Origin of the sequence: Acidovorax sp. HMWF018 (assembly GCF_003061035.1) — a bacterium.
In the GTDB taxonomy this organism is placed as follows: domain Bacteria; phylum Pseudomonadota; class Gammaproteobacteria; order Burkholderiales; family Burkholderiaceae_C; genus Acidovorax; species Acidovorax delafieldii.
Genome location: NZ_QAIM01000458.1, coordinates 1 through 1403 on the forward strand (window position 1 = coordinate 1; position 1403 = coordinate 1403).

At 61.9% G+C, this 1403-nt stretch carries 4 protein-coding genes; all 4 read right to left on the bottom strand.

Going from position 1 to position 1403, the window contains the following annotated elements:
* A partial coding sequence (locus tag DBR23_RS19215) for a 2-dehydropantoate 2-reductase N-terminal domain-containing protein (RefSeq protein ID WP_304466223.1) occupies positions 1 to 155 on the bottom strand: 155 nt, incomplete at its 3' end.
* 52 nt (positions 156 to 207) lie between these two features.
* Positions 208 to 666, bottom strand: coding sequence for a protein-export chaperone SecB (gene secB / locus DBR23_RS19220; protein ID WP_056746795.1), 459 nt, complete (start codon positions 664 to 666; stop codon positions 208 to 210).
* Between the two features lie 108 nt (positions 667 to 774).
* Positions 775 to 1032: a glutaredoxin 3 gene (gene grxC, locus DBR23_RS19225; protein WP_015015481.1), complete on the bottom strand. Its 258-nt coding sequence runs from the start codon at positions 1030 to 1032 to the stop codon at positions 775 to 777.
* Between the two features lie 78 nt (positions 1033 to 1110).
* The coding region (locus DBR23_RS19230) for a rhodanese-like domain-containing protein (protein WP_233250576.1) at positions 1111 to 1403 on the bottom strand (293 nt) is incomplete at its 5' end.

The following is a 1403-nucleotide window of genomic DNA, read 5'->3' on the forward strand; positions in this document are numbered from 1 at the left end:
GGCAGGTAACGCACGTTCTGCCGCTGCGTCTGCATCTGGGCCGCCTGGGCGGCATCGCGCGCCCACAAGGTGACGGCATGGCCTGCGGGGTGCTGGGCGGCACTCATGGCCACCGCAGTCCCCCAGGCTCCAGCGCCCAATACTATGATTTTCATAGCTGTATGCGCTTATTCATCCAGCACTACAGGCAAAAATGCCTGTAAATGCTTACTGCGTGATGATGGGCGATGCCTGGCCAGCGGCCTGGGCTTGCTGTTGCTCGTACATGGCCTGGAAGTTGATTTCGGCCAGGTGCACGGGCGGGAAGCCAGCGCGGTTGATCACGTCGGCCACATTGCCGCGCAGGTAGGGGTACACGATCTGCGGGCAGGCGATGCCCATGATGGGGCCCATCTGGTCTTCGGGCACGTTGCGGATTTCGAAGATGCCGGCTTGCTTGGCTTCGACCAAGAACACAGTCTTGTCCTTGATCTTGGTCTGCACGGTGGCGGTCACAGCCACTTCAAAGATGCCTTCGGCCACAGGGGTGGCTTCCACGCCCAGCTGGATGTCCACGCTGGGTTGCTCTTGTTCGAGCAGGATGGCGGGGGAGTTGGGCTGCTCCAGCGACAGGTCCTTGAGGTAGACGCGCTGGATCTGGAACACGGGGTTTTCTTGGTCGGCCATGGTGAAGTCTCTTTGCTCTTACGAAATTGCTAGCAAAACAAAACCCGCCGGGGAGCAGCTCCCGCAGCGGGCACATGGGGCTGCATTATGCAGCGCCCAGACAGGGGGTCAGGCGCCGAGCAAGGGCATCAGCTCGCCACGGCTGTCCAGCGCCACCAGATCGTCATGGCCACCCACATGGGTGTCGCCGATGTAGATCTGCGGCACCGTGCGGCGGCCGGTGATTTCCATCATGTGGCTGCGCGCAGCGGGGTCTGTGTCGATGCGGATCTCCTCGATCTGCTCCACGCCCTTGGACTTGAGGATCTGCTTGGCCCGGATGCAATAGGGGCAGACGGCGGTGGTGTACATCTTCACGGGTTGCATGGCGAACCTTCCTCTTTCTTCCTGTGGGACTGAAAAACCAGTCGCAAGACTAGCGCTGACCGAATAACTGGGGGCGGATCAGGCTTTTTCCACAGGCAGGCTGGCTTCGCGCCAGGCCTTCATGCCACCAGCGAGTGCCTGGGCGTTGTCGTAGCCCAGTTTTTTGGCAATGGCGACGGCGCGGTTGGCGCGTGCGCCGCTGGCACACACCAGCACCACGGGCAGGGCCTTGTTCTTGATCACGGTGGGCAGGCGCTCTTCAAGCTGGGACACGGGCACGTTCTTGGCGCCAGTCACGTGGCCCGTGGCGAATTCCTCGGCTTCGCACACGTCGATGACCACCGCTTTTTCGCGGTTGATGAGCTGCACGG